Raw genomic sequence first — 19,029 nt, forward strand, 5'->3', positions numbered from 1 at the left:
CGCCCGTGTGGCCTGCCCCCTGGACGCGTCCTGACGCAACTGCGTTACGCTCGCGGCTCACGCCTTTCAACGCCCGGCCCATGCGCACTCACTCCATTTCCCGACTGGCCTTGCTGGGGCTGCTGCTTGCCGGCAGCGCGAGCGCCCAGCCCCTCTATCGCTCGGTGGATGCGAACGGCCGGGTCACTTATTCAGACCGACCACCGGCCAGTGCCAATGCCAATGCGGGCCCAAGCCCTGCAGGTGCCCAGGGGCCCGCAACGGCCGGCAATGAAGGCGCCACCAGTGCCGGCCTGCCCTACGCGCTGCGCCAGACGGCCCAGCGCTACCCGGTGACGCTGTACACCCAGGCGAATTGCGAACCCTGCGCCAACGGGCGCACGCTTTTGCAGACCCGCGGCATTCCGTTCAATGAGCGCACCATCGGCAGCGCACAGGATGCTGCCGCGCTGGAGCAGCTCAGCGGGCAGAGCTCTCTGCCGCTGCTGACGCTGGGCAGCCAGCAGCTCAAGGGATTCTCCGAAACAGAGTGGTCGCGCTACCTGGATGCAGCAGGCTACCCGAGCAGCAACCAGCTGCCGCCCGGTTACCGCCCGCCGCCCGCACAGCCGATGGTGGCCGCCAGCCCCGCGGCGCCGGCCGCATCATCGCCACCCGCGTCGGCCGCCAGACCGGCGCCCGCCGCCCCCGCACTGCCGCCCCCCGCCGGCACGCCCACGCCGCAGAACCCGGCGGGCATCCGTTTCTAGGGCGGCAGAAAGCTTCAGTCGTACTGGAGCGTTTGCACGCCCTGTGGCGTGGCCAGCAGGCAGACCTGTGCCTTCTGGTGTGCAAACACGCCCACCGTCACCACGCCCGGCCACTGGTTCACTTCGGACTCGAAAGCCAGCGGATCGGTGATCTTCAGGCCGCGCACGTCGAGGATGTGCTGGCCGTTGTCGGTGACCAGAGGCGCACCGTCCTTCAACCGAAGCACCGCCTGGCCGCCCTGGGCCGCAAACTGGCGCGTGATGCGCTGGGCCGCCATCGGGATCACCTCCACCGGCACAGGGAAGGCGCCCAGGGCCTGCACCTGCTTGGAGGCGTCGGCAATGCACACGAAGCGCCGCGACTGGGCTGCCACGATCTTTTCGCGCGTGAGGGCCGCGCCGCCGCCCTTGATCATGTGGCCGCGCCCATCGATCTCGTCCGCGCCGTCGATGTAGACCGACAGCTCGCCCACGGCATTGCTGTCGAAGACCTCGATGCCCAGCGCCTGCAGCCGCTCGGTGGAGGCCACGGAGCTGGAGACCGCGCCACGGATCTGGTCCTTGATGGTGGCCAGTGCGTCGATGAACTTGTTGACCGTGGAGCCCGTGCCCACGCCCACAATTTCGCCGCGAACCACATGCGCGAGCGCAGCGCGCCCCACAAGGGTCTTGAGTTCATCCTGGGTCATGGGGGCGCTGCTCATCGGGGAGAATCCTGGGTTCGACTGAAGAAGCCGCGAATTATCCGATGCCCCTCCTCTCCTCCGGACTCTCCGGCCTTTACGGTCTGGCCCGCCCCCTGCTGTTCAGCATGGACGCCGAGGCTGCGCACGAACTGACGCTGGATCAGCTCGCACGCACGCAGAACACGCCGCTGGCCTGCTTCTACACCTCTGCGCGCGTCCATGATCCCGTGACGCTGGCCGGCCTGCACTTTCCCAACCGCGTGGGCCTGGCGGCCGGGCTCGACAAGAACGCGCGCTGCATCGACGCCTTCGCCGCCATGGGCTTCGGCTTCGTGGAAGTGGGCACCGTGACGCCCAAGGCACAGCCGGGCAACCCCAAGCCGCGCATCTTCCGCCTGCCCAGTGCCGAGGCGCTGATCAACCGGCTGGGCTTCAACAACGAAGGGCTGGATGCGTTCCTGGCCAACGTACAGGGCGCGCGCTTCAGGCAGCAGGCTGCCGCGCGCCAGCAGGCGCCCATGCTGCTGGGCCTGAACATCGGCAAGAACGCCAGCACGCCCATCGAACGCGCGGTGGACGACTATGTGCTGGGCCTGCGCGGCGTGTACGCGCATGCCGACTACGTGGCCGTGAACATCTCCAGCCCCAACACGGCCAACCTGCGCAGCCTGCAAAGCGACGAGGCGCTGGATGCGCTGCTGTCGGCACTCAAGCAGGAGCAGACCCAGCTGGCCCAGACCCATGGCCGGCAGGTGCCCATGTTCCTGAAGATTGCGCCGGACCTGGACGAAACCCAGGTGGCGCTGATCGCCGCCACCTTGCTGCGCCAGGGCATGGACGGCGTGATCGCGACCAACACCACGCTGTCGCGCGAGGCGGTCGCCGGCCTGCCGCATGCCCAGGAGGCGGGCGGCCTTTCCGGCGCGCCTGCGCGCGAGGCCAGCAACCGGGTGATCGCGCAACTGCGCGCGGCCCTGGGCCCACAGTTCCCCATCATCGGCGTGGGCGGCATCCTGAGCGCCGCCGACGCGCAGGCCAAGCGGCAGGCGGGCGCGGACGTGGTGCAGATCTACACCGGCCTGATCTACCGCGGGCCGGCGCTGGTGCAGCAGGCGGCCAGGGCGCTGGCGGGCGCGCACTGAAAGCGCCTGCCCCAAACACAACGGCCCTGGCGGTGACGCTCAGGGCCGTTTTTTCTTCGGGGATGCGCCGCCGCGCACCCGGCGTTCAGCGCAGCTTCCAGAGGATGGGCAGCACCCAGCCAGCGACACGCAGCACGCGCCGCGGCCCCACGGCCGCGATCACCACCGCGGCAGCGGCACCTGCCACGACGGGGTGCTCACGCGCCAGGCGCACCGCCTTGTTCGACGGGCTTTCAGGCGGCGGCACTTCTTCTGCCATGGCTTCCATGCGCTCCTGCAGCGCAAGCCGGCGACGCTGGCCCTCGATGCGGTCCAGCAGCTCCTGACGCGTGGCCGGACGCACCTTCGGCGGCGCGTCTTCGTCGTCGCCGAAACGCTGGCCCAACCAGTCGATGTCGCGCGCCAGCTCATCGCGCGCCACGGCAACCGTGGGCGGCGTTTCCCGGATCGTGGCGAGCAGCGCCCACAGCGCAGCCCCCCAGAACAGCAGCCAGGCCAGCGCCACCAGCCAGGCGGCCGTCGAGCGCGAAGGGCTGTCCCAAAAGTGGACGATGATCGCAACCGACAGCAGCGCGGTCATCATGAAGGTCAGGCCCAGCACCGCCAGCAGCAGCAGCAGCAATCGACGCAGGCGCAGCTTCTCTTCGTCCCAGGCCATGCGCAGCAGCTGCGCGCGGTCCTCGGCGGCCATCGCGCCTTCGCCGATCACGGCGCGCAGATGCGCGATGCGGCGGTCGATCCCCAGCAATGCCAGAAGCTGCCTCATGCCATCAACTCCGGCGCGACCCGGCCGGCCTTGAGCGGCCCCGCCTGCAAACGCTTGATCATCCGGTGCTCAGCGACGGCTGCCCAGCACCAAGCCCACCAGAACGCCCACGGCCAGCGCGGCACCGGCGATCTGCCAGGGTTCGTCATGCGCGTAGACATTGGCGGTGTGTGCGGCGTCTTTCGCCTTCTTGGCTGCCACCCGGCTCTTTTCGGCTGCCAGCGCGCGCACAACGGTCAACTTGGAGTCCACACGCTGCTTGAGCTTCCGAACCTCTTCCTTGGACGACAGTTCGGCGTCGGACAGCACATTCTTGACGTCTTGCGCCAGATCTTCGACCACTGCGTTGGCGCGCGCTTCGAGATTGTTGGATGCGGACATGGAAGATCCTTCCCCTCAATGAATTCCAGACATCGGCCACATGCCGACGATGACCACGCCAGCAGACGGCGTGCCGAACCATGTTACCCCCTGCGCTCTCTTCCAGGCCGAAGCCCTAGCTTTCACGATGGAGTAAGTCCGCCACATGATCCGCGATGGCCAGGCTGCTGGTCAGGCCCGGCGATTCGATGCCGAAGAGATTGACCAGACCGGCGACGCCGTGCGTCCCGGGGCCCTGGATCAGGAAGTCCCGCGCAGCCTCGCCGGGCCCGCTCACCTTGGGCCGCATGCCGGCGTAGCCCGGCATCAGCGCACCATCGGCCAGCGCAGGCCAGTAGCGGCGCACCTCAGCATAGAACGCTTCGCCGCGTGCCGGGTCCACCTGCAGGTCGTCGGGCGATTCGACCCACTGCACATCAGGACCGAACTTGGCCTGTCCGCCCAGGTCCAGAGTCAGATGCACGCCCAGGCCGGCGGCTTCCGGCACGGGATAGATCAGGCGGCTGAAAGGCGCGCGCCCTGCGAGCACGAAGTAGTTGCCCTTGGCCCAGTGGTTCGGCGGCACATGCGCCGCAGCCAACCCGTCGAAACGCCGCGCCAGCGCAGGCGCCCGCAAGCCCGCAGCATTGACCACCGTGCGGCACAACCACCGGCCCCCGTCCGTCGTTCGCAGCACGATGCCCTGCGCATGCACCTGCGCGGACTCGACGCCGGAGCGCAGCGCCACCAGGCCACCTGCATCCTCCAGGTCGCCCTGCAGGCTCAGCATCAGCGCATGGCTGTCGATGATGCCGGTGCTGGGCGAATGCTGCGCAGCCACGCAGTGCAGGGCCGGCTCCATGGCCGCGGCCTGCGCCGCATCGATCAGGGCCAGATCGTGCACGCCATTGGCTGCCGCCTTGGCCTGGATGTCGTGCAGCGCCGCGACCTGTGCCTCGCTGGTCGCGACGATCAGCTTTCCGCAGCGCCGGTGCGGCACGCCGCGCGCCTGTGCGTAGGCATAGAGCTGCTCGCGCCCCTGCACGCACAGCCTGGCCTTGAGCGAGCCTTGCGGGTAATAGATGCCGGCGTGGATGACTTCGCTGTTGCGCGAACTCGTGCCCGTGCCAATTGCACCTTCACTTTCGAGCACCAGCACCTCGCGCCCCTGCAAGGCCAGCGCGCGCCCCACTGCCAGGCCAACGACACCTGCACCAATGACCACACTGTCGATTGTTTCCATGCCGCGAGCTTAGCCGCACCATCGGCCGCCTCGCGCACAAACAGAAATGGCGGCGCACAAACACAAACGGCACCCGAAGGTGCCGTTTGTCTGGAATGAGTGGTGGGCGATAGTGGGATCGAACCACTGACCCCTGCAGTGTGAATGCAGTGCTCTACCCCTGAGCTAATCGCCCGAAGAAGCCGCTGGGTGCTACGTCTTCCTGTTTCGCTGGCAGTGCTCAGCGAAGACTTAGATTATGCCACAGCTTTTCAGGCCTGCGCGCGAAAGATCGTTTTGCCGCCGCTGGACTTGTCGAGCTCGGCCAGCACCTTGTCGTGCGCAGCCAGTTCGTCCTCTGAGGCACGGAGCACCGGCAGCGTGAAGCTGCGCAGGTCCACCTCATCCAGCACCACGCCCTGCGCAGGCTCGTCGCTGGTCACCTCGATCAGCAGCGCGTCCTGGCCGCGCGTGAGGTTGATGTAGACATCGGCCAGCAGCTGGGCGTCGAGCTTGGCGCCGTGGAAGGTTCGATTGGAACGGTCCACACCGAAGCGGTCGCACAGCCCGTCGAGCGAATTGCGCTTGCCCGGATAGATCTGCTTGGCCATCACCAGCGTGTCGATCACATCCGCCACATGGGTGCGCAGCGGAGGCAGGCCCACGCGCTCGAACTCCTTGTTGAGGAAGCCCACGTCGAATGGCGCGTTGTGGATGATCAGCTCGGCCCCGCTCAGGTAGGCCACGATGTCTTGCGCCAACACCTCGAAGCGCGGCTTGTCGCTGAGGAACTCGGTGGTCAGGCCGTGCACCTTCAGCGCGTCTTCATGGCTTTCGCGGTCGGGGTTGAAGTACAGGTGCAGGTCATTGCCGGTGAGCTTGCGGTTGAGCAGCTCCACGCAGCCCAGCTCGATGATGCGGTCGCCGTTGTCGGCGGACAGGCCTGTGGTTTCAGTGTCGAGAACGATCTGGCGCGACATCAATGCTCCTTGAACTTCAATGGGGTGGGCATGGGTGTGCCCGCCTCAGTGATTTTCCTTGGCGTGGTTGAGCGAGTACTTGGGGATCTCCACCGTCACGTCCTTCTGCGCCAGGATGGCCTGGCAGGACAGGCGCGACTGCGGCTCCAGGCCCCAGGCGCGGTCCAGCAGATCCTCTTCTTCCTCTTCGGCGTCGTTCAGGGACTGGTAGCCCTCGCGCACGATCACATGGCAGGTGGTGCAGGCGCAGCTCATGTCACAGGCGTGCTCGATGTTGATCTTGTTGTCGAGCAAGGCCTCGCAGATGGACGTGCCGGCGGGCGCGCTGATCTCGGCGCCTTGCGGGCAGTATTCCGCGTGGGGAAGGATCTTGATGATGGGCATCGTGTCGTTGTTCTGCTTAGATGGATTCGAGCTTTCGCCCTGCCAGCGCCCTGGCGATGCCGGCGTTCATGCGCTGCGCCGCGAAGGCTTCGGTGCCGTCGGCCAATGCCTTGGTGGCGGCCTCCACGACGGCGGCGTCCTCAGCACCGCGCGCCGCTTCCAGCGCGGCCAGCAGGTCGTCGATCTGTGCGCGCTGCTGCGCGTCGAGCAGGTCGCCGTCAGCCGCGAGCGCGCTGCGTGTGGCCAGCAGCATGCGCTCGGCATCCACGCGCGCCTCGATGAGCGCGCGCGAGGCCATGTCCTGCTGCGCGGTGGCAAAACTGTCTTTCAGCATGGTGGCGATCTGGTCGTCCGACAGGCCGTATGAAGGCTTCACGGCCACGCTGGCTTCCACGCCGCTGGTCTGCTCCCTGGCGCTGACCGACAGCAGCCCGTCGGCATCGACCGTGAAGCTCACGCGGATGCGAGCTGCACCCGCCGCCATGGGCGGAATGCCGCGCAAGGTGAAACGCGCGAGGCTGCGGCAGTCGGCCACGAGGTCGCGCTCGCCCTGCACCACATGCAGGGCCAGCGCGGTCTGCCCATCCTGGTAGGTGGTGAAGTCCTGCGCCATGGCGGTGGGCAGCGTGGTGTTGCGCGGCACGATGCGCTCCACCAGCCCGCCCATCGTTTCGATGCCCAGCGACAGCGGGATCACGTCGAGCAGCAGCAGATCGCCATGGCTGTCGTTGCCGGCGAGCTGGTTGGCCTGGATGGCGGCGCCCAGCGCCACCACTTCATCGGGGTTCAGGTCGACAAGAGGCGGCCGACCGAAGCAGGCCTGCACCGCGGCGCGGATCTGAGGCATGCGCGTGGCACCGCCCACCAGCACGATGCCCTGCAGGTCTTCGGCCTTGAGCGCCGCATCGCGCAGCACCTTGCGCACGCTGACCAGCGTGCGTTCCGTCAGGGCCCGCGTGGCCGCTTCGAAGTCCTCACGCGTGAGTTCCAGTTCGCACGGGCCCGCCGACAGCTCGGCAGCGAAGCGGGTCTGCGGCGCATCGGTCAGCGCCTCCTTGGCCGTGCGCGCCGCCGTCAGCAGTGCGGCACGGTCAGCCGCATCGGCCGCCTTCAGGCCCGTCTGCGCCAGCACATGGTCGAGCAGCGCGTGGTCGTAGTCGTCGCCGCCCAGCGCAGAGTCACCTCCCGTGGCGATCACCTCGAACACGCCTTGGGTCAGCCGCAGGATCGACACATCGAAGGTTCCGCCACCCAGGTCGTAGACGGCGTAGACGCCTTCGGCCGCGCGGTCCAGTCCGTAGGCGATGGCGGCCGCAGTCGGTTCGCTGATCAGGCGCAGCACGTTCAGGCCCGCCAGTTGTGCCGCGTCCTTGGTGGCCTGACGCTGCCCCTCGTCGAAGTAGGCCGGCACGGTGATGACGGCGCCATGCAGCTCGTCGGTGTCGAAGGTGTCCTCGGCCCGGTAGCGCAAGGTGGCCAGGATCTCTGCGCTCACCTCCACGGGTGATTTGGGGCCTGCGGCGGTCTGCACGCGCACCATCCCACCCTCGTCCACCAACGCATAAGGCAGCGAAGCCGCATGGCCGATGTCGGCCAGGCCGCGGCCCATCAGGCGCTTGACGGAGGTGATGGTGTTGACCGGGTCCTGCACGCGCGCGGCCTTGGCAGCGGCACCGATCTGGCGCCGCTGCGCATCCAGGTAGCGCACCACCGAAGGCAGCAGCACCTGTCCGTCCTCGTCGGGCAGACACTCTGCCACGCCGTTGCGCACGGCGGCCACCAGTGAGTGCGTGGTGCCAAGATCGATTCCAACGGCAATGCGGCGCTGGTGCGGATCGGGCGCAAGGCCCGGTTCGGAAATCTGAAGAAGTGCCATGAGAAAAGAGTCCGGCGTCTATTGTCCCAAGCGGTCGGCACGCTGGCCGAGCTCCTGCACAAAGCGCTCGATGAACATCAGGGCTCTGACCTGCGCAACGGCGGCGGGGTAGTCGCCCTTCTCGTCGATCAGCCAGTCCAGCGAAGACAACGCGCGGGTGCGAGTCGCATCCACCTGGGCCTGCAGCGCGTCGAGTGCAGCCAGGTCCCCGGCATCATCCAGCGTCTCGCGCCACTCCATCTGCTGCATCAGGAACTCGGGCGGCATCGCCGTGTTGTTCTCGGCCTGGACGGGCGAACCATTGATTTCGCACAGGTAGGCCGCGCGCTTGAGCGGGTCCTTCAGCCGCTGATAGGCCTCATTGATCCGCACCGACCACTGCATGGCCACGCGCTGCGCCGCCGCGCCCTGCGAGGCAAAGCGATCCGGATGCACTTCGCGCTGCAACTGCTTCCAGCGCGCGTCGATCTGCGCGCGGTCCTGCGCAAAGGTCGCTGGCAGCGCGAAGAGTTCGAAGTCGGTGTCCTGCAGGTTCATGGCGGCTCAAGGCGAACAAACACGGGGCGCAAAGATCGCGGGCCAGCATGGCCGGCTGCGCACGGAAAAAAGCCGCCCGTGGCGGCGGCTTCGCGGCGGACAGTCGGGCTCAGCGGCGCGCTGCCAGCATCAGATGCGGAAGCTTTCGCCGCAGCCGCACCGGTCGCGCTCGTTCGGGTTGTTAAAGCGAAAGCCCTCGTTCAAGCCTTCACGCACGAAGTCCAGTTGCGTGCCGTCCAGGTAGGCCAGGCTCTTGGGGTCGATCATGACCTTCACGCCATGATCCTCGAACACCACGTCCTCGGGCGCCAGCTCGTCCACGTACTCGAGCTTGTAGGCCAGGCCCGAGCAGCCCGTCGTCTTCACGCCCAGCCGCACGCCCACGCCCTTTCCCCGCTTGGCGAGGTAGCGGTTCACGTGGCGGGCAGCGGCTTCGGTCAGGGTGACGGACATGGCAGTGGACAGCAGCAGATGAAGATCAGTGGACGGAAGCCTCGGCGTCGGCCTTGGCGCCGTGCTTGGCCTTGTAGTCGCTGACCGCAGCCTTGATGGCGTCTTCGGCCAGGATGGAGCAGTGGATCTTGACCGGCGGCAGCGCCAGCTCTTCGGCGATCTGCGCGTTCTTCAACGCAGCCGCCTCGTCCAGCGTCTTGCCCTTGACCCATTCGGTCACCAGGGAAGACGACGCGATGGCCGAGCCGCAGCCGTAGGTCTTGAAGCGCGCGTCTTCGATCACGCCGGTTTCAGGGTTGACCTTGATCTGCAGCTTCATGACGTCACCGCAGGCCGGTGCGCCGACCATGCCGGTGCCCACCGTCTCGTCGCCCTTGTCGAAGGAGCCAACGTTGCGCGGGTTTTCGTAGTGGTCGATGACCTTGGAGGAGTAAGCCATGGGGAACCTCTCTCTTATTTGCCAAAAAGATTCAACAAAAGGCGCGCGTCAGTGCGCGGCCCACTGGATGGTGCTCAGGTCCACACCGTCCTGGTACATCTCCCAGAGCGGGCTGAGCTCGCGCAGCTTCACCACGTTGTGCTTGATGGAGGCCACGGCGTAGTCGATCTCTTCCTCGGTCGTGAAACGGCCGATGGTCATGCGCAGGCTGCTGTGGGCCAGCTCATCGCTGCGGCCCAGCGCGCGCAGCACATAGCTGGGCTCCAGGCTGGCCGAGGTGCAGGCCGAACCCGAAGACACGGCCAGGCCCTTGATGCCCATGATCAGCGATTCGCCTTCGACGAAGTTGAAGCTGATGTTCAGGTTGTGCGGCACGCGGCGCTCCAGGTCGCCGTTGATGAACACCTGTTCGATGTCCTTCAGGCCGTCAAGCAGGCGCTTCTGCAGGGCGCGAGCCTTGGCCAGGTCTTGCGCCATCTCATCCTTGGCAATGCGGAAGGCCTCGCCCATGCCCACGATCTGGTGCGTGGGCAGTGTGCCCGAGCGCATGCCGCGCTCATGGCCACCGCCGTGCATCTGCGCTTCCAGGCGCACGCGCGGCTTGCGGCGCACATACAGCGCGCCGATGCCCTTGGGGCCATAGGTCTTGTGCGAGGCCAGGCTCATCAGGTCGATGGGCAACTGAGCCAGGTCGATCTCCACCTTGCCGGTTGCCTGCGCTGCGTCCACATGGAAGATCACGCCCTTTTCGCGGCAGATCGCGCCCAGCGCCGCCACGTCCTGGATCACGCCGATCTCGTTGTTCACGAACATCACGCTGGCCAGGATGGTGTCGGGACGGATCGCGGCCTTGAAGGCCTCGAGGTCCAGCAGGCCGTCTTCCTTCACATCGAGGTAGGTCACCTCGAAGCCCTGGCGCTCCAGTTCACGCGTGGTGTCGAGCACGGCCTTGTGCTCGGTCTTCACGGTGATCAGGTGCTTGCCCTTGCCCTTGTAGAAATGGGCCGCGCCCTTGATGGCGAGGTTGTTCGATTCGGTGGCGCCAGAAGTCCACACGATCTCGCGCGGGTCCGCACCCACCAGGTCAGCCACCTGCGTGCGGGCCTTCTCCACGGCCTCTTCCGCCTCCCAACCCCACGCATGGCTGCGCGATGCCGGGTTGCCGAAATGCTCGCGCAGCCAGGGGATCATGGCATCGACCACGCGCGGGTCCACCGGCGTGGTGGCGCCGTAGTCGAGATAGATGGGGAAATGAGGCGTCGCGTCCATGGCTGTGACTTCTTCTTGGCTGGCGTTCTAGCTGACGTGGGGTCGTTCAATCAGGCTGGCGCCGCAGCGCCGGCTTGCTCAGAAATGTGGCGAGGAGTGCGCGAGTGCAGCGTCAGGACTTGGCAAAGGCATTGCCAAGCGCGAACACCGAGTTCGGCGCATTCACACGGATGGGTTTGACCACGGGTTGGCTCGAGATGGCACGCTTGACGGCGGGCTTGTTCTCGACCTGCACACCCTTGGCGATCTGGTCGTCCACCAGCTTCTGCAGCGTGACGGAGTCCAGGAACTCCACCATTTTCTGATTCAGCGAAGCCCACAGCTCATGGGTCATGCAACGACCCTGCTCGCCTAGACAGTTTTCCTTGCCGCCGCACTGCGTGGCGTCGATGGGCTCGTCCACCGACACGATGATGTCGGCCACGGTGATGTCGGCCGCCTTGCGGCCCAGCGAGTAGCCGCCGCCGGGGCCGCGCGTGGATTCCACCAGCTCGTGGCGGCGCAGCTTGCCGAAGAGCTGTTCCAAGTAGGACAGCGAGATCTGCTGGCGCTGGCTGATGGCTGCCAGCGTGACCGGACCCGTGTTCTGGCGCAGTGCCAGGTCGATCATGGCGGTCACTGCAAAACGGCCTTTGGTGGTGAGACGCATCGCTTGCTCCTTTGGCTCGGGCTGATCGTGAGGACGGCATCCGCATCGCGGATGCCACGATGAGCGCCTACGACACGCGCCGAATCCGGTCCGCATGCCGCCCTTCATCGCGGGCGCTTCTATTTGTCGAGTATTTCGCTCAAGTATAGCAGAAGCCACGCAGTTCGCTCGGGTTAACCCGAGTCAGCCCTGTTTTCGCGCTAGAAGCGCTGCGCTCCAAGCTCCAGCGCCTAAAGAGCCGCGATGTTGTCGCCGCCACCAGCGCCGAAGGCCTGTTCGCGCAGCAGGGCCAACTGGTCGCGCACGCGCGCCGCCTTCTCGAACTCGAGGTTGCGGGCGTGCTCCAGCATCTGCTTTTCGAGCCGCTTGATTTCCCTGGAGATGTCCTTTTCGGACATGTCCTCGACCTTGGCGCGCGCCATCTCGCGCTCGGCCCCTTCCTTGCCGCTTTTTTCGCTGTAAACGCCGTCGATGAGCTCGCGCACCTGCTTGACGATGCTGCGCGGCGTGATGCCGTTGGCCTCGTTGAACGCAATCTGCTTGGCGCGCCGCCGCTCGGTCTCGTCCATGGCCTTGCGCATCGAGGCCGTGATGTTGTCGGCATAGAGGATGGCCTTGCCATGGAGGTTTCGCGCCGCGCGGCCGATGGTCTGGATCAGGCTGCGCTCGGCGCGCAGGAAGCCTTCCTTGTCGGCATCCAGGATCGCCACCAGCGACACCTCGGGAATGTCCAGGCCTTCGCGCAGCAGGTTGATGCCCACCAGCACGTCGAAGGTGCCCAGACGCAGGTCGCGCAGGATCTCCACGCGCTCCACCGTGTCCACGTCGCTGTGCAGGTAGCGCACCTTGACGCCGTTGTCGCCCAGGTACTCGGTCAGTTGCTCGGCCATGCGCTTGGTCAGCGTGGTGATGAGCACGCGCTCGTTCTTCTCGACCCGGATGCGGATCTCCTGCAGCACGTCGTCCACCTGATGCGTGGCGGGCCGCACCTCCACCTCGGGGTCGATCAGGCCGGTGGGGCGCACCAGTTGCTCCACCACCTGCCCGGCATGCTCCTGCTCGTAGGCTGCGGGCGTGGCAGAAACGAAGATGCACTGGCGCATGCGCTGCTCGAATTCCTCGAACTTGAGCGGCCGGTTGTCCATGGCCGAAGGCAGCCGGAAACCGTACTCCACCAGCGTGGTCTTGCGCGCGCGGTCGCCGTTGTACATGGCGCCCAGCTGGCCGATCATCTGGTGGCTTTCGTCCAGGAACATGATCGCGTCCTTGGGCAGGTAGTCGGTCAGCGTGGGCGGGGGCTCGCCCGGCGCGGCGCCCGACAGGTGCCGCGTGTAGTTCTCAATGCCCTTGCAGTGGCCGATTTCGGCCAGCATCTCCAGGTCGAAGCGCGTGCGCTGCTCCAGCCGCTGCGCCTCCACCAGCTTGCCGCCGCCCACCAACTCCTTGAGCCGGCCCGCCAGTTCCTCCTTGATGGTGTCGACCGCGCGCAGGGTCTTCTCGCGCGGCGTCACGTAGTGGCTGGAGGGGTAGACGGTGAAGCGCGGCACCTTCTGGCGGATGCGGCCCGTGAGCGGATCGAAGAGCGAGAGCGTCTCGATCTCGTCGTCGAAAAGCTCGATGCGGATGGCCAGCTCGCTGTGCTCGGCCGGGAACACGTCGATGGTGTCGCCGCGCACGCGGAAGGTGCCGCGCGCGAAATCCTGCTCGTTGCGCGTGTACTGCATGCGGATCAGCCGCCCGATCAGGTCGCGCTGGCCGATCTCGTCGCCCACGCGCATGATCAGCCGCATCTGCATGTAGTCCTCCGGCGTGCCGATGCCGTAGATGGCGCTCACCGTGGCCACGATCACCACATCACGCCGCTCCAGCACGCTCTTGGTGGCCGACAGGCGCATCTGCTCGATGTGCTCGTTGATCGAGCTGTCCTTCTCGATGAACAGATCGCGCTGCGGCACGTAGGCCTCGGGCTGGTAGTAGTCGTAGTAGCTGACGAAATACTCGACCGCGTTCTTCGGGAAGAACTCCCGGAACTCGCTGTACAGCTGCGCTGCCAGGGTCTTGTTGGGCGCGAAAACGATCGCCGGCTTGCCCAGCCGCGCGATCACGTTGGCCATCGTGTAGGTTTTGCCCGAACCGGTCACGCCCAGAAGCGTCTGGAACACTTCACCGTCGTTCACGCCCTCCACCAGCTTCGCGATGGCTGCAGGCTGGTCACCGGCTGGCGGGTAAGGCTGGAAGAGCTGGAAAGGCGAGTCCGGAAAACTCACAAATGTGCCTTCGCGCGGGGCGTCGACGGGGGAAACGGCGGGTTCGTTCACGGCGGAAGGGTCCTGAAGCGGTGCGTGGCGGGCAATGTGCACCGGGCAGGTGCGATGCATCGCCTTAAAATTCAAGCCAATCCGCCAGCCTAACGCAGCCACGCGGTAGCCCCAAGCCCCGGCGTGCATTGACCGGGCGATCACCACCGAAGGACGCTTTCCAAATGTCTCTGTTCACCGCCGTCGAAATGGCGCCGCGCGACCCGATCCTGGGTCTCAACGAACAATTTGCCGCCGACACCAACCCCAACAAGGTCAACCTGGGGGTGGGCGTGTACTACGACGACAACGGCAAGCTGCCGCTGCTGGAGTGCGTGAAGAAGGCCGAAGGCGCCATGATGGCCGCGCCCAGCGCGCGGGGCTACCTGCCCATCGACGGCATCGCCGCCTATGACGCGGCCGTCAAGTCGCTGGTCTTCGGCGCCGACAGCGAACCGGTGCAGTCCGGCCGCGTGGCCACCGTCCAGGGCCTGGGTGGCACCGGCGGGCTGAAGATCGGCGCCGACTTCCTGAAGAAGCTGTCGCCCGGCGCCAAGGTGCTGATCAGCGACCCGAGCTGGGAAAACCACCGCGCCCTGTTCACCCAGGCCGGCTTCACCGTCGAAACCCACCCTTACTACGACGCAGCCAAGCGCGGCGTGAACTTCGAGGGCATGCTGGCTGCGCTCAAGGCCGCGCCGGCGGGCACCATCGTCGTGCTGCATGCCTGCTGCCACAACCCCACCGGCTACGACATCACGCCCGCGCAGTGGGACCAGGTGATCGCCGCCGTCAAGGAAGCCCGGCTCACGCCCTTCCTGGACATGGCCTACCAGGGCTTTGGCAACGGCATCCAGGAAGACGGCGCCGTGATCGGGAAGTTCGTGGCCGCCGGCCTGACCTTCTTCGTCTCGACCTCCTTCTCCAAGAGCTTCAGCCTGTACGGCGAGCGCGTGGGTGCGCTCTCGGTGCTGTGCGAGAACAAGGACGAGGCCGCGCGCGTGCTGTCGCAACTCAAGATCATGATCCGCACCAACTACAGCAACCCGCCGATCCACGGCGGCGCGGTGGTGGCGGCGGTGCTGAACAACCCCGAGCTGCGCGCGCTGTGGGAGAAGGAGCTGGCCGAGATGCGCGTGCGCATCAAGGCCATGCGCCAGAAGCTGGTGGACGGGCTCAAGGCCGCAGGCGTGACGCAGGACATGAGCTTCATCACCACGCAAATCGGCATGTTCAGCTACTCGGGCCTGTCCAAGGAGCAGATGGTGCGCCTGCGCAACGAGTTCGGCGTCTACGGCACCGACACCGGCCGCATGTGCGTGGCTGCGCTCAACAGCAAGAACATCGAGCACGTCTGCCAGAGCATCGCCAAGGTGATCTGACGCCCAGGCGCTGATGCAGCGACAAGCCCGGCCACCCCAGTGTGCCGGGCTTTCTCTTTGACAGGCAGCGCCAACAAAAAACCCGCCGGGCGCGTGTGTGCCGGGCGGGCTTCATTGAAGCGGGGGGCGCCCGCCTCCTGTGCTTACTTCTTGTACGCCGCGATGCCGTCGGCCACTTCCTTGTGCGCGGCTTCGATGCCTTCCCAGCCCAGCACCTTGACCCACTTGCCCTTCTCGAGATCCTTGTAGTGCTCGAAGAAGTGGCTGATGGCCTTCAGGCGCATCTGGTTCATGTCGTCCACGCTCTTCCAGTGGCTGTAGATGGGCAGGATCTTGTCGGTGGGCACGGCCAGCACCTTGCCGTCCACGCCGGCTTCGTCTTCCATCTTCAGGATGCCCAGTGCGCGGCAGGTGACAACCACGCCCGGCAGCAGCGGATAGGGGGTGATCACCAGCACATCGACCGGATCGCCGTCGCCCGACAGGGTCTGCGGCACGTAGCCGTAGTTGGTCGGGTAATACATCGCCGTGGTCATGAAACGATCCACGAAGATCGCGCCGGTCTCCTTGTCCACCTCGTACTTGATCGGGTCGGCGTTCATCGGGATCTCGATGACCACGTTGAATTCTTCGGGGGCTTTCTTTCCGGGAGGGACTTTGTCGAAGGACATGTGTTGTCTTTGGTTGGAATGGGCGGGTGGCCCCGGATGGGGATAAACCCGGAGTTTAGCGAGCGACGGCCCGCAGCTGGCTGACAGCACGCATGACTTGCCTGTAAATTGGTCGCGTTGGCCAATCGACAGTCCTGTGCTTCAGGGCCGCCGAGGAAGCAACGCGACGGCAGCATCTGGCCTTTCGCGTTGCGGGGTTTGCGGCGCAGCGCGCAATCACCTGGCCGATGCTGGCGTCTCCATCACAACACCTGGAGACACTCGGCATGACAGGAAACATCCCCCTACTCCTGGCCTTCGCATGCGGCCTGCTGGCCGTGGCGTATGGCATCTGGGCGCGCAGCTGGATCCTTTCGAAGGACGCCGGCAATGCGCGCATGCAGGAGATCGCTGCGGCCATTCAGGCTGGCGCCTCAGCCTATCTGTCCAAGCAGTACCGCACCATCGGCATCGTGGGCCTGGTGCTGGCCGTGCTCATCGGCCTGTTCCTGGATCTGCGCACGGCCGTCGGCTTCGTGGTGGGCGCGGTGCTCTCGGGCGCCTGCGGCTTCATCGGCATGAATGTCTCGGTGCGAGCCAACGTGCGCACTGCACAGGCCGCCACCCAGGGCATCGGCCCGGCGCTGCAGGTGGCCTTCAGGGGTGGCGCCATCACGGGCATGCTGGTGGTGGGCCTGGGCCTGCTGGGCGTGGCGGGCTTCTACGCCTTCCTGGTCGGCAGCACGCCCGCGGGCCAGCCGGCCGCGCTGGCCGCGCAGCTCAATCCGCTGATCGGCTTCGCCTTCGGCTCTTCACTGATCTCGATCTTTGCGCGCCTGGGCGGCGGCATCTTCACCAAGGGCGCCGACGTGGGTGCAGACCTGGTGGGCAAGGTGGAGGCCGGCATTCCCGAAGACGACCCGCGCAACCCCGCCGTGATTGCCGACAACGTGGGCGACAACGTGGGCGACTGCGCGGGCATGGCCGCAGACCTGTTCGAGACCTATGCCGTGACGCTCATCGCCACCATGGTGCTGGGCGCGCTGATGGTCACGGCCGCACCGGTCAATGCGGTGCTCTATCCGCTGGTGCTCGGGGCCGTGTCCATCGTGGCGTCCATCATCGGCTGCTTCTTCGTCAAGGCCTCGCCAGGCATGACCAACGTGATGCCCGCGCTCTACAAGGGACTGGCCGTCGCGGGCGTGCTGTCTCTCATCGCCTTCTGGTTCGTCACGGCCTGGCTGATCCCCAACGACGCCCTGGCGTCGGGCGGCGCTCAGTTGCGCCTCTTCGGCGCCTGCTTCGTGGGCCTGGCCCTCACCGCGGCCCTCGTGTGGATCACCGAGTACTACACCGGCACCCAGTACAAGCCCGTGCAGCATGTGGCCAAGGCTTCCACCACGGGTCACGGCACCAACATCATTGCCGGCCTGGGCGTCTCGATGCGCTCCACGGCCTGGCCGGTGATCTTCGTGTGCATCGCCATCGTGGCCTCGTACTCGCTGGCCGGCCTCTACGGCGTGGCCATCGCGGCCACCTCGATGCTGTCGATGGCCGGCATCGTGGTCGCGCTGGACGCCTACGGCCCCATCACCGACAACGCCGGCGGGATCGCCGAGATGAGCGAACTGCCGGCCGCCGTGCGCGACATCACGGACCCGCTCGACGCCGTGGGCAACACCACCAAGGCCGTGACCAAGGGCTACGCGATCGGCTCTGCCGGCCTGGCGGCACTGGTGCTGTTTGCCGACTACACCCACAAGCTCGAAAGCTACGGCAGCCCCGTGCGTTTCGACCTCAGCGATCCGATGGTGATCGTCGGCCTGTTCATCGGCGGGCTGATCCCCTACCTCTTCGGTGCCATGGCCATGGAGGCCGTGGGCCGCGCGGCCGGCGCGGTGGTGGAGGAAGTGCGGCGCCAGTTCCGCGAGATCAAGGGCATCATGGACGGCAGCGGGAAGCCCGAGTACGGCAAGGCCGTGAGCATGCTCACCGGCGCCGCCATCAAGGAAATGATGATTCCCTCGCTGCTGCCGGTGCTGGTCCCCATCGTGGTGGGCTTCGTGCTGGGGCCGCGTGCACTGGGCGGCCTGCTCATGGGCACCATCGTCACCGGGCTGTTCGTGGCCATTTCCATGTGCACCGGCGGCGGCGCGTGGGACAACGCCAAGAAGTACATCGAGGACGGCCACTTCGGCGGCAAGGGCAGCGAGACGCACAAGGCCGCCGTGACGGGCGACACGGTGGGCGACCCCTACAAGGACACGGCCGGCCCCGCGGTCAATCCGCTGATCAAGATCATCAACATCGTGGCGCTGCTGATCGTGCCGCTGGTGGTGCAGTTCCACCGCTGAGCAGCAGCCGCGCCTGGGCGGCGCGGCTGGCGGGCCGACCTGGCCCGCCTTCAGTTGAAGGTGGGCAACGCCGGACGCTGGCGGTCCGGGGTCGTGCGGGCCGCCTCGCCGGGCATCAGCGGCGCGCCCGGCATCGTGTCGAAGTCGGTTGACGTCTCGAAGCCGCGCCCCGGGTCTGCCGTGTGCAGCATCGCCGACCACCGGCGCGCGTTGGATTCTGGCGGCTCGTCGTTGGTGAAGATGCCGTTGCGCAGGAAGAAGGTCTCGCCGCTCGGCCGGGTCTGGTGCAACTCGATGAGCCGCTGGATCGGGAAGGTGTACGTCACCAGCTTCTCGCGCGTGGCCCGCTTCTTGGCGCCGCAATTGAAGAAGCCTTCGGTCGCGATGACGATCGATGAGCCGTCCACCACCGTCGAGGTCTCGCCCACGCCGTCACACCGCCACACCGCGGAAGGCAGGCGCACCCGCACCTTGTCGATGACCAGATCCCGGTGGCGGTTGAGGTTGTTCAGCGGCGGAACCAGCGAGCGCAGCTGGTTCAGTCGTTCCGCGAAGGCATCGTCGAGGGTGAACTCGACGTGATGGGCCGCGTCTCCCGAGCGGGAGATGACCTGCATGACGACCAGACGCGTTAGGTTCACGATATACCTTGCAACAGAATCGCCCTTTGTGCGGGCGATCTTTTCCAACTGTATACCAGCCTCCCCCAAGTGCGGTAGGCGGTCCTAGGTTCTCATACGCGCCATGGGGCCGCGCAGCGATGTCACACACGCGACATTACAGCACTTTCCCATCAGCTGCAGGCGCTTGATGCCTGCGCAGACGGACCGGAGG

The 19,029-nt window shown here is 66.4% G+C and carries 19 protein-coding genes and 1 tRNA gene; 4 read left to right on the forward strand and 16 right to left on the reverse strand.

Annotation, left to right across the window (positions count from 1 at the left end; all coding sequences use genetic code 11):
• Window positions 1-80 precede the first annotated feature (80 nt).
• Entirely contained in the window at window positions 81-749 is a 669-nt protein-coding gene (locus PGB34_RS07240; RefSeq protein ID WP_271427389.1) for a DUF4124 domain-containing protein, read from the forward strand.
• 14 nt (window positions 750-763) lie between these two features.
• On the opposite strand, the gene rpiA is transcribed toward PGB34_RS07240, so the two are convergent.
• Window positions 764-1,453 carry a ribose-5-phosphate isomerase RpiA gene (rpiA, locus tag PGB34_RS07245; protein ID WP_271427390.1) on the reverse strand — a complete coding sequence of 230 codons (690 nt, stop codon included), beginning with the start codon at window positions 1,451-1,453 and terminating at the stop codon, window positions 764-766.
• Window positions 1,454-1,497: 44 nt separating this feature from the next.
• Between rpiA and PGB34_RS07250 the strand changes: the two genes are divergently transcribed.
• A complete protein-coding gene (locus PGB34_RS07250; RefSeq protein WP_271427391.1) occupies window positions 1,498-2,577 on the forward strand; it encodes a quinone-dependent dihydroorotate dehydrogenase in 1,080 nt (359 codons plus the stop codon).
• 85 nt (window positions 2,578-2,662) lie between these two features.
• Here the strand turns inward: PGB34_RS07250 and PGB34_RS07255 are convergent, their stop codons facing one another.
• The 13 genes from PGB34_RS07255 to uvrB form a co-directional block, all read right to left on the reverse strand.
• The gene (locus PGB34_RS07255) at window positions 2,663-3,343 is read right to left on the reverse strand and encodes a phage holin family protein (RefSeq protein WP_271427392.1); all 681 of its coding nucleotides are present in this window, start codon (window positions 3,341-3,343) and stop codon (window positions 2,663-2,665) included.
• A gap of 69 nt (window positions 3,344-3,412) precedes the next feature.
• Entirely contained in the window at window positions 3,413-3,724 is a 312-nt protein-coding gene (locus tag PGB34_RS07260; RefSeq protein ID WP_271427393.1) for a glycine zipper domain-containing protein, read from the reverse strand.
• A gap of 115 nt (window positions 3,725-3,839) precedes the next feature.
• On the reverse strand, window positions 3,840-4,946 hold the full coding sequence (locus PGB34_RS07265; RefSeq protein WP_271427394.1) for an NAD(P)/FAD-dependent oxidoreductase: 1,107 nt from the start codon (window positions 4,944-4,946) through the stop codon (window positions 3,840-3,842).
• Between the two features lie 100 nt (window positions 4,947-5,046).
• A tRNA-Val gene (locus PGB34_RS07270) sits at window positions 5,047-5,121 on the reverse strand.
• Between the two features lie 76 nt (window positions 5,122-5,197).
• On the reverse strand, window positions 5,198-5,905 hold the full coding sequence (gene dnaQ / locus PGB34_RS07275) for a DNA polymerase III subunit epsilon (RefSeq protein WP_271427395.1): 708 nt from the start codon (window positions 5,903-5,905) through the stop codon (window positions 5,198-5,200).
• 45 nt (window positions 5,906-5,950) lie between these two features.
• Window positions 5,951-6,289 (reverse strand): ISC system 2Fe-2S type ferredoxin, encoded by a 339-nt coding sequence (gene fdx / locus PGB34_RS07280; protein WP_271427396.1) that lies wholly within the window; start codon window positions 6,287-6,289, stop codon window positions 5,951-5,953.
• A 16-nt stretch (window positions 6,290-6,305) separates the two neighbouring features.
• Entirely contained in the window at window positions 6,306-8,165 is a 1,860-nt protein-coding gene (gene hscA / locus PGB34_RS07285) for a Fe-S protein assembly chaperone HscA (RefSeq protein ID WP_271427397.1), read from the reverse strand.
• Window positions 8,166-8,183: 18 nt separating this feature from the next.
• Window positions 8,184-8,702, reverse strand: coding sequence for a Fe-S protein assembly co-chaperone HscB (gene hscB, locus PGB34_RS07290; protein ID WP_271427398.1), 519 nt, complete (start codon window positions 8,700-8,702; stop codon window positions 8,184-8,186).
• 129 nt (window positions 8,703-8,831) lie between these two features.
• Window positions 8,832-9,155, reverse strand: coding sequence for an iron-sulfur cluster assembly protein IscA (gene iscA, locus PGB34_RS07295; protein WP_271427399.1), 324 nt, complete (start codon window positions 9,153-9,155; stop codon window positions 8,832-8,834).
• A 25-nt stretch (window positions 9,156-9,180) separates the two neighbouring features.
• Window positions 9,181-9,594 (reverse strand): Fe-S cluster assembly scaffold IscU, encoded by a 414-nt coding sequence (gene iscU, locus PGB34_RS07300; RefSeq protein ID WP_271427400.1) that lies wholly within the window; start codon window positions 9,592-9,594, stop codon window positions 9,181-9,183.
• A gap of 48 nt (window positions 9,595-9,642) precedes the next feature.
• A complete protein-coding gene (locus tag PGB34_RS07305; RefSeq protein ID WP_271427401.1) occupies window positions 9,643-10,863 on the reverse strand; it encodes an IscS subfamily cysteine desulfurase in 1,221 nt (406 codons plus the stop codon).
• A 112-nt stretch (window positions 10,864-10,975) separates the two neighbouring features.
• Entirely contained in the window at window positions 10,976-11,512 is a 537-nt protein-coding gene (gene iscR, locus PGB34_RS07310; protein ID WP_225783497.1) for a Fe-S cluster assembly transcriptional regulator IscR, read from the reverse strand.
• 230 nt (window positions 11,513-11,742) lie between these two features.
• Window positions 11,743-13,830, reverse strand: coding sequence for an excinuclease ABC subunit UvrB (gene uvrB / locus PGB34_RS07315; protein ID WP_408647845.1), 2,088 nt, complete (start codon window positions 13,828-13,830; stop codon window positions 11,743-11,745).
• Window positions 13,831-13,994: 164 nt separating this feature from the next.
• Here uvrB and PGB34_RS07320 point away from each other — a divergent pair, with 164 nt between their 5' ends.
• The gene (locus PGB34_RS07320; RefSeq protein WP_271427403.1) at window positions 13,995-15,191 is read left to right on the forward strand and encodes an amino acid aminotransferase; all 1,197 of its coding nucleotides are present in this window, start codon (window positions 13,995-13,997) and stop codon (window positions 15,189-15,191) included.
• A gap of 143 nt (window positions 15,192-15,334) precedes the next feature.
• On the opposite strand, the gene ppa is transcribed toward PGB34_RS07320, so the two are convergent.
• Complete coding sequence (ppa, locus tag PGB34_RS07325) at window positions 15,335-15,862, reverse strand: inorganic diphosphatase (RefSeq protein ID WP_271427404.1); 528 nt, start codon at window positions 15,860-15,862, stop codon at window positions 15,335-15,337.
• A 266-nt stretch (window positions 15,863-16,128) separates the two neighbouring features.
• Here ppa and PGB34_RS07330 point away from each other — a divergent pair, with 266 nt between their 5' ends.
• On the forward strand, window positions 16,129-18,195 hold the full coding sequence (locus PGB34_RS07330; RefSeq protein ID WP_271427405.1) for a sodium-translocating pyrophosphatase: 2,067 nt from the start codon (window positions 16,129-16,131) through the stop codon (window positions 18,193-18,195).
• 50 nt (window positions 18,196-18,245) lie between these two features.
• Here PGB34_RS07330 and PGB34_RS07335 read toward each other — a convergent pair whose 3' ends face one another.
• Entirely contained in the window at window positions 18,246-18,884 is a 639-nt protein-coding gene (locus tag PGB34_RS07335; RefSeq protein ID WP_271427406.1) for a hypothetical protein, read from the reverse strand.
• Window positions 18,885-19,029 lie beyond the last annotated feature (145 nt).

It is taken from the genome of Xenophilus arseniciresistens (assembly GCF_028023875.1).
In the GTDB taxonomy this organism is placed as follows: Bacteria; Pseudomonadota; Gammaproteobacteria; order Burkholderiales; family Burkholderiaceae_C; genus Xenophilus; species Xenophilus arseniciresistens.